Annotated in this window: 8 protein-coding genes and 2 pseudogenes; 6 read left to right on the forward strand and 4 right to left on the reverse strand. The window is 62.0% G+C overall.

The window, feature by feature from the left end; translation table 11 throughout:
- Positions 1–26 precede the first annotated feature (26 nt).
- Positions 27–662: pseudogene (locus tag WP12_RS06630) on the reverse strand (AAA family ATPase); the annotation flags it as partial.
- Between the two features lie 3 nt (positions 663–665).
- Between WP12_RS06630 and WP12_RS06635 the strand changes: the two are divergent.
- The 6 genes and pseudogenes from WP12_RS06635 to WP12_RS06660 form a co-directional block, all read left to right on the forward strand.
- A pseudogene (locus WP12_RS06635) lies at positions 666–1049 on the forward strand (MobF family relaxase); the annotation flags it as partial.
- 50 nt (positions 1050–1099) lie between these two features.
- On the forward strand, positions 1100–1300 hold the full coding sequence (locus WP12_RS06640; RefSeq protein WP_007015566.1) for a hypothetical protein: 201 nt from the start codon (positions 1100–1102) through the stop codon (positions 1298–1300).
- 10 nt (positions 1301–1310) lie between these two features.
- Positions 1311–1841 (forward strand): DUF2726 domain-containing protein, encoded by a 531-nt coding sequence (locus WP12_RS06645; protein WP_007015567.1) that lies wholly within the window; start codon positions 1311–1313, stop codon positions 1839–1841.
- Positions 1842–1847: 6 nt separating this feature from the next.
- Positions 1848–1991 (forward strand): hypothetical protein, encoded by a 144-nt coding sequence (locus tag WP12_RS25755; protein ID WP_007015568.1) that lies wholly within the window; start codon positions 1848–1850, stop codon positions 1989–1991.
- Between the two features lie 1181 nt (positions 1992–3172).
- Positions 3173–3754 (forward strand): hypothetical protein, encoded by a 582-nt coding sequence (locus WP12_RS06655; protein ID WP_162829768.1) that lies wholly within the window; start codon positions 3173–3175, stop codon positions 3752–3754.
- Positions 3755–3759: 5 nt separating this feature from the next.
- Entirely contained in the window at positions 3760–4347 is a 588-nt protein-coding gene (locus tag WP12_RS06660) for an RES family NAD+ phosphorylase (protein WP_039858626.1), read from the forward strand.
- A 228-nt stretch (positions 4348–4575) separates the two neighbouring features.
- Here the strand turns inward: WP12_RS06660 and WP12_RS06665 are convergent, their stop codons facing one another.
- From WP12_RS06665 to WP12_RS06675, 3 genes are all read right to left on the reverse strand, one after another.
- A complete protein-coding gene (locus WP12_RS06665) occupies positions 4576–5577 on the reverse strand; it encodes a site-specific integrase (RefSeq protein ID WP_007015574.1) in 1002 nt (333 codons plus the stop codon).
- Between the two features lie 76 nt (positions 5578–5653).
- Positions 5654–6511 (reverse strand): nucleotidyl transferase AbiEii/AbiGii toxin family protein, encoded by an 858-nt coding sequence (locus WP12_RS06670; protein WP_041565058.1) that lies wholly within the window; start codon positions 6509–6511, stop codon positions 5654–5656.
- Positions 6504–7190 (reverse strand): type IV toxin-antitoxin system AbiEi family antitoxin domain-containing protein, encoded by a 687-nt coding sequence (locus WP12_RS06675; RefSeq protein ID WP_041565057.1) that lies wholly within the window; start codon positions 7188–7190, stop codon positions 6504–6506. Before WP12_RS06675 ends, WP12_RS06670 begins: the two co-directional genes overlap by 8 nt.
- Positions 7191–7220 lie beyond the last annotated feature (30 nt).

The following is a 7220-nucleotide window of genomic DNA, read 5'->3' on the forward strand; positions in this document are numbered from 1 at the left end:
GCAGTTTCGCGAGGAGGTGGATCGCATCTCGAAAGACATGATGCGCCAGTCGCCTCGCGCTCTTGCGGGTCAAGCCCAAGCCACATGTCGGCGGCGGCGGCGGCTGGCTCGGCCGCCTCGACCACTCGATCCCCCAGCACCTTCATCGCCGCACCGGCCTTGCCGATATTGGCGAGCGCGGCGACCGTGCGCAGCTGGTCGGTGCGCTGACGGATATTCTGGTCCATGCGGGCCGTGGTGCCGCCGCCCGCCTGGATCATGGCGAAGGCCTTGCCGGCATCGATCGAGGAAAGCTGCTGGCGATCACCGACCAGCACAAGCTTGTCAACGCCCAGGGCCGCGGTGATCAGGTGGAGCTTGAGCATGTCGTTGCTCGAGACCATCGACGTCTCGTCGACCAGCAACATGGTGCCGGCGAGCTTCTCGCGCGCTGCCTCGTAGCGAGGTGTGTCCCGTTCGCTGATGAAGCGCTCGTTCGCGAGCACGAACGACGCGATCGTTTGCGCCTTGATGCCGGCCCCTTCGGCGAGGTCGGCCACCATCTTGTTCTGGAAGGCGAGGCCGGTGATCGTCTGCCCCTCCGCTTCCGCGACCCGCGCCACCGCCTGGAGCATCGTCGACTTGCCTGCACCCGCGACGCCCTGGACAGAGAGCGAGCGGTCAACCTCTCGAACCAGCGCCTTTTCAACGTCGGCGTCACCCGCGTGCGCGACGAGCTGACCATGATCGTGGACGACAAGGAGAAGCTCGAGCGTCAGCTCGACATGAATCCGGGCAATAAGACCTCCGCGCTCGAGACGCTCGGCCGTCTCGATATCGACGGCAAAAAGGGACCCGGCGCTCAGCCCCGCGAGAAATTCGACCCAGGACCGATCGACGGCGTCGACCTCTCGGATCTCCCGCCGCTTGTAACCGACCTGCCGCCATTGCCCGACAACTCGGCCTCGGCGTCAGCTGCCAAAAATCCGAAGGCGCCGCCGGACGTGAAGTCCGATCGCAGCGATCCACTGCCGCCGCTGCCGGAGCGCAGCCTGGGGCTCGACTTGTGAATGGACATACCGCCGGCGTGGTGCCCGCGGCGAAGAGAAGGAGACGAACAATGGGTTGGGACTTCGAGCAGGCCGGTAAGTTCGGCAGTGAGAAGGCGGCGGACGACTATGCCCGACGAAACAATATCGACCCGCGCGACGTCCAGATTACCCGCAAGGGCGAAGAGATCGAGCTCAACATTCGCCGCTCGGCGCTCGACAGGCGAAACCTGCGAGACAATGGCGAAGGCAGGCGGGACGGCTGGGGCTGAGAGCGCGGCCATGGAAAAGCTGAATATCGTTGGCTCGATGCTGGGTTCGATCGTGCCGGTGCTCGTCCTTGTGGGCTCGGCTGCGATCCTGTTCGCGATCCTGGGCGGAGCCCTTGGACTGTCCGGTCCACCAGCACCTGTTGCCAAACCCCTCATGACCCGGCGCGAGGAGGCCATGCTCGTCGTGCTCGAGGAGATCTTCCCCATGTATCGTTTCCATGCGCAGGTGGCGATGGGCGCGCTTCTGAAAGCGCCGGCACGGCCTGGCCGACGATCTTCGCCAGCCGATCGCAATGCGTTCTCGCAAAAGATCGTCGACTTCGTGGTTCAAGACCCGACCACTGGCAAGGTGGTTGCTCTCATCGAAGTCGATGACTGGTCGCATAGCGCGGCGAGGAACCGCATCCGCGACGCCATGACATCTGGTGCGGGCTATCGCACCTTTCGCATTCCCGCATCGGCTCGGCCCACCATCCCGGCGGTGCTTCGGGTGGTTGGCCCGCTTCGGGAAGAGTCACTTCAGATCGCCTTCGAAGGATAATCGGCGATGGGACTGGATGACCGGGATTATATGCGCGAGCGCTACCGTGCTCGCTCCAGAGACACCAGATGGAATGACCGCGCCGGACGGGTCGAGGGAGCCTGGTTCGATCCCGTCAACCATGGCTTCGAACAGCAGCGCAGCCGGTAATGGCAGTTCCCGCCCTCAGCGTCGTGGCATATTTCGCTGGCTGCCGTTCGCGCTGTGCTTTCTGTTGGTCGCAATACCGGCCTGGCACTCCCTGAAGCGGGAGGGATGGTTTCCCCATTCGGGACCGGACTTGCCGTTCCCGGAGACCGGCAGCGTTACAGTCAGTTCTGCCGTCAATCCAGTGTCTGCGTCCGCGCGCATGGCGGTGACGACGTCCAACGCCAATGCGGTAGTCCAGCTCTTTGAACCTCGCAGCGGGCGGCATGTGATCTCGGTTTATGTTCGTAAGAACGACCACGCGACCGTCGCAGTCCCACCGGGCACCTATCAGATGAAGGTTGCGGAAGGTCAACGCTGGTACGGCCAGAAAGCGTTCTTCGGTTTTTCGGCCACCTATGAGACCGTCACACTCCCGATGACGTTCACGCGCGGTCGCGGCAACGGTATCGATCTCCGCAGGCGCCCAGATGGAACGCTTCCCATGCGGCCGAATTGGAGAGCGCCGAGCCCCATATAGCGCTCTCGTTCTGGGGCCATCGCGTGGCCGTCAAGATGAAGGCAGACTGGTCGAACTGGTTGCGGCATATGAGCACGGTGCTAGCTCGCTCTCCCGTTCAGCGCGCAATACAGCATCGCCTGACGTGAAGCGCTCACCTTTGTTCGGGCGCTCCGCCGTCTTTTCCCGGACGACACCGATACCAACACCTTCGAAGCCTGGTATTGAGAACGAAATCTAGGCGATGCAACTCGTCAGCCTTGGTTGCAAACTTGACCAAGGCTATTCTTCTCAAAGCTGGACCGTTTGTTCGCAATCCGTCTGGTGCTGGCGCAGTGTGCCTAAGCAGAGGCACGCAAGAGACTACGTTTCTGCCCGCCGGAATATTTCGATAAAGGTGGCCGTTGACTGAGTCCTTCGGACACCATGCCTGCCGTGACCGCGGTTTTTCAACAAGCCTGATTTGAGGAGTTCACGCGCGTTAGAGACAAAGGAAGGCGTAGGCCCCCACCATAGTCAGAAATGTTCGAATGAAGCGGCGCGCACGCATTACGTCCCACCTTCGATGTCTAGACGAGGTGCCGGCAACGCTTCACCAGGCAGCGAACTAAGCCGGCGGGTAATGCCCTGGTTGAAACTGTGGTGATTTCAATCTATATGTAACTGACTCAACAGGAATGATCAAATGGTTCGTCCGGGAAATATGGGCTTCGTAGATGCGGATCGTGTCCTCCACGACCGCATCGTGGCAAGCACCGACCGCATAATTAAAATGATGCCGGCGGCGGCAAAGGCCGCCGCCATCAGCAGTATCGACGTGCCCAGCCTGGTCTTTCATCTCGCTCTTGGCATTCCGGCGGTCGAAACGGATAACCCGGAAGCTGCAGAGAGGATCACGAATGCCATCGCTTTCAAGCGACGGATGATCGACGCGGCGGGCGGCGCGCTGACTGCAGAGAGGGTGCGCACGCTGCTCGGACACAAGACGATCCAGGCCGTCTATAAGGCTGTGAAGGACCGGCGATTATTGATGGTCGAGGACAATGGGACCAAGCTTTTCCCGGTGTTCCAGTTCGACGGCAACGCGATCCTCCCAGGAATTGCGAAGGTTCTCAGTGCCGCTCCGCATACGACTGGCTGGGCCATCCTGCAGTTCCTCATCGGCGGCGATGAAGGTCTTGATGGCATGAGCCCCATCGAACTCCTCAAGGGCAGCGACGCAGAGGTCGAACGCATCGTGCGGTTCGCCCGTGCCCTCGAAGACTGACGAATATGGCGGCGGAAGGGAGGATTCCCGTTGCAACGACCGCTACGGGCAGGGTGCTCCATCGGGTTCACGGCGCGACGGTCGCTGCCAGATGGTATGGCCGCATGGACGCGACCTGGCGGTGGGACGATCCAGAAGGCAAATTCGGTGTTCTCTATCTTGGCAAGACGCTCATAGGTCCTTTCGCGGAAACTCTGCTGCGGACGCCAAACGACCGGGATGTCCTTTGGGATCAGGTGGCCAGGAGACGCGCGGCAACCTTCATTACGACCAGGCCCATCCGACTGGCCAAGGTCCATGGACCGGGCCTCGGCTGGTTCAGGACTACCGTTGCGAGTGTCTCGGCCGACTTCGATCCGGTTGACAATCCAGGCGCCTATGCGGTGCCGCAGCAGATTTCCGCCCGCGTTTATGAGAACACGAGCCTTGACGGCATTCAGTACCGATCGCGGTTCGATAGCGACGAGCTATGCATCGCGCTTTTCGATCGGGCCGATGATGCAATCACGCTGCGCGCCGAGGGAGTGGCGATCAGCAAATCCTGGGCAAAGAAGCTCCTTTCTGACCGTGGCTACACACTGATCGAACTCTGAACCTCGTCTGGGCTTTCACGGCGCAATTCCACTCGCGGGGCGGTCGAAAGACCGATAGGCGGAGTCGACAAGGATGCGCTGTTGCAGAGCTGTGGATGCCTGGGCCATCGCCGGATGGTAATTCGGCATGGCATAGGCCTGCCATTCTGGCGCCGTTTTCATTGCCGGCTCTTCAAGGTTGTTGGATTTCGCTGCGAGACAGGTTAGCCGGCGCCGCGCAACCCGGCATCAAAGAAACTTGTCGCCGGCATGGTCTTCGAACCTAGCCGCATCGCGGACATAGCCTGCAACTGTATCGAGCGACTTGTGACGCGAATGGTCCTTCATTTTGAAAAGGTTCGCTCGCCTCGCGGCCGCCTCGGTAAGGAAGCCCGCGCGGAGAGAATGGCCGGAGAAGAGGGCCGGGTCATAGCCCGCTGCCGATGCGCAGGTTTTCACTAAGCGGGATACGGTCTTGTCTGTCATCGGATCGGCCGTAACTGCGTCGCCCCGCGTGAGCCGGCGGAAGACCGGGCCTGTCCGCGGCTTGCCGGTAACAGGATCGGAACCCCTCAGATCGGCTGCCTCCAGCCAGTCGCCGAGCAAGCTCACTGGTCGGATATGCCGGCCTTCGGGGATCGCAATTTCCTGGCCTTCAGCCTCCTGATCGCCTTTCGAGCGCGGAATCGTGATCCGCACGCCGCCCGCCTCGAAGGCGAGATCGGACAAGAGCATGGCGGCGATTTCCGAACGGCGGAACGCGCCCGCCATGCCGACCGCCAGGATCGCCCGGTCGCGCTTGGCGCGCAAGCCCGAGCCCGTGATGGTCGCGAGCATGGCGGTGAGCACATCCGCCGCCGCCGGCGTCTTCTGGTCCTTCTTGCGCGCATATTTACGGCGCACGCCCGCCATCATCTGGGCGATGACGCCAGCAGCGTCCCGCGCACTGGGCGAGGCGAGACCCACCTCCTTGTGATGGTGATTGATCGCCGCGACGCGACGGCCGATCGTGACGGGCGCGATGCCCGCTTCGGCCTCGACATGCGCGAACAGTGCGACGATGTCGGGATGCGCGGGCAGCGCCTCGACATTGCGTGCGTCGCAGAAGTCGCAAAAGCGCTGCCAGTCCGTGGCGTAGGCCTTTTGCGTCGAATGAGCCTTGGACGCCGCCAGCGTGTCGCGCGCGCCCTCAATCTCCGAGAGCAGATCGGGCGGAAGATTATTTGAAATCGGAAGCAGGTCGCGGGTCATCAGACATGACCTCGCATGCCGCCCCTTCGGCCGAGGGACGCCTCATGGCGATCTAGTGCGCGTGGCGGCTCGGCTGTCATTTCGACGCGGCCCGGCCGAGCTGAGCGAGCTTGGCGTCGAAGAAGGCCTCGCTCCACAGGCTGAGCGACTTGGCGTCGGCAGGACGCAGGAAGCGCTCTACGTCGGCAGCGGCCGCGCTCCAGTCGATCGCCCCAATCTTCGCCTTCAGGCTCTGGACGAGCCAGACGCCGTCGATCTCCAGCACCTCGTTCTGCCACGGACCCGTCTGCAGAAGCGCGGCGCCGAGCAGCGGGAGGTTCGGATAGATGCCGTTCGCGACGTACCAGGAGAAATCGAACCAGTCGCGACCCTTCAAATAGGGCCTGCAAAGGAGCGCGTGGATCTTCAGCGCAAAATTCGAGGCGAGATTCTGGTGCCGCACCTGATAATCGGCAGGGAAATCCAGAAAGGTCGTCGCTTCCCCCGATCCGGCCGGCGGATTGGTGTCGATTTCGAGCTTGATCCTGATCGGCCTGGCACGCCCTGGCCCCGCAAAGCTCAGATTGAGCTGGCTCGCGATGGAATCGTCCTTGAGGATCGCTTCGCGCACCGCCCGGTCCATCTTGTCTCTGGGCTGAGCCTCGAGCTTCAGGCCGAACTGAGCGAACACCTCGACCAGCGCGGAGAGGTATGGAGACCACCGAAATTCCGGGTCGGGCGCGCGCAGCAGAAAATTCAGATCCTCCGAAAAGCGCGGAAGTGCGTGGAGAATGCGCAGGCTCGTTCCGCCCTGGAAGAGGGCGACGTCGAAGAAATCGGCGCGCCAGAGCGCATAGAGCGCGATCTCCTGGATGATCTCTTTGGTCGCATTCTCTTCCTCGAGGGCATTGGCGGCGCGGTAATCGCGCAGCTTCTTCTGGATAATCTCAATCATTAGTGGGGCCTTTCGGCGAACGCGGCCGGCTCGCGGGCAGAGCAAGCTCCAGTGCGTGCAGGAAGTGGTTGACCAGCTTGTGCTTGTACACCGGCGTCAGCTTCGCCAACTCCTTGCGCTTGAGCGAGAGGAGGCGGTCTTCGTCGATCCGCAACCCGCTCGTGAGCCAGTCGAGACCTGTCCAGCCTTGCTTGCGCAGGGCGACGAGATCGAGGAGGGCCCGCAGAGGGCTCGCGACAAAAGCAGTGAGGGCGCCGAACTTCTCCCGCTCGACGCCGACCAGATACTGATAGTCTTGGATGGCGAGGGGGTGAAAGGTGAAGCGGCCCATGTGGGGCGTGTCGAATTCCAGCGATTTTCGCCTAGGGGTCACGCTCGCGGTACTGTAGACCGCCTCGGGAATCCAGCCATGGTGGGCGAGGGCGGTCTCGAAGGAAACATAGCTTCCCGGTAGGAAAGCTTGGGCGACCGCGAAAGGATGAATGGCATCCGATCGATATCGGCTTCCCAGGAGATAGGTTCCGCGCTTCAGACGAATGAGCGAGCCATCTTTCAGCGCACGATTGACGAGCGCATAGCGACGTGCCGAGCCGCCGCCGACGGCCTCGCCGAGTTGACGCTCATCAAACACACGGCCAGCGAGATTTCCATCGGACAAGGCGGAGGCGAGGGCGTTCATAAAATTCCTAATACTTCCATAATATGAAAG

The sequence above is a fragment of the Sphingomonas sp. SRS2 genome, from assembly GCF_000971055.1.
GTDB lineage: Bacteria > Pseudomonadota > Alphaproteobacteria > Sphingomonadales > Sphingomonadaceae > Rhizorhabdus.

Excerpts from the sequence above, each read along its gene's own strand:
- WP12_RS06670 (WP_041565058.1), bottom strand. The coding sequence starts at position 6,511 with ATGATTGAGATTATCCAGAAGAAGCTGCGCGATTACCGCGCCGCCAAT.
- WP12_RS06675 (WP_041565057.1), bottom strand. The coding sequence starts at position 7,190 with ATGAACGCCCTCGCCTCCGCCTTGTCCGATGGAAATCTCGCTGGCCGT.
- WP12_RS06645 (WP_007015567.1), top strand. The coding sequence starts at position 1,311 with ATGGAAAAGCTGAATATCGTTGGCTCGATGCTGGGTTCGATCGTGCCG.
- WP12_RS06640 (WP_007015566.1), top strand. The coding sequence starts at position 1,100 with ATGGGTTGGGACTTCGAGCAGGCCGGTAAGTTCGGCAGTGAGAAGGCG.
- WP12_RS06665 (WP_007015574.1), bottom strand. The coding sequence starts at position 5,577 with ATGACCCGCGACCTGCTTCCGATTTCAAATAATCTTCCGCCCGATCTG.
- WP12_RS06655 (WP_162829768.1), top strand. The coding sequence starts at position 3,173 with ATGGTTCGTCCGGGAAATATGGGCTTCGTAGATGCGGATCGTGTCCTC.
- WP12_RS25755 (WP_007015568.1), top strand. The coding sequence starts at position 1,848 with ATGGGACTGGATGACCGGGATTATATGCGCGAGCGCTACCGTGCTCGC.
- WP12_RS06660 (WP_039858626.1), top strand. The coding sequence starts at position 3,760 with ATGGCGGCGGAAGGGAGGATTCCCGTTGCAACGACCGCTACGGGCAGG.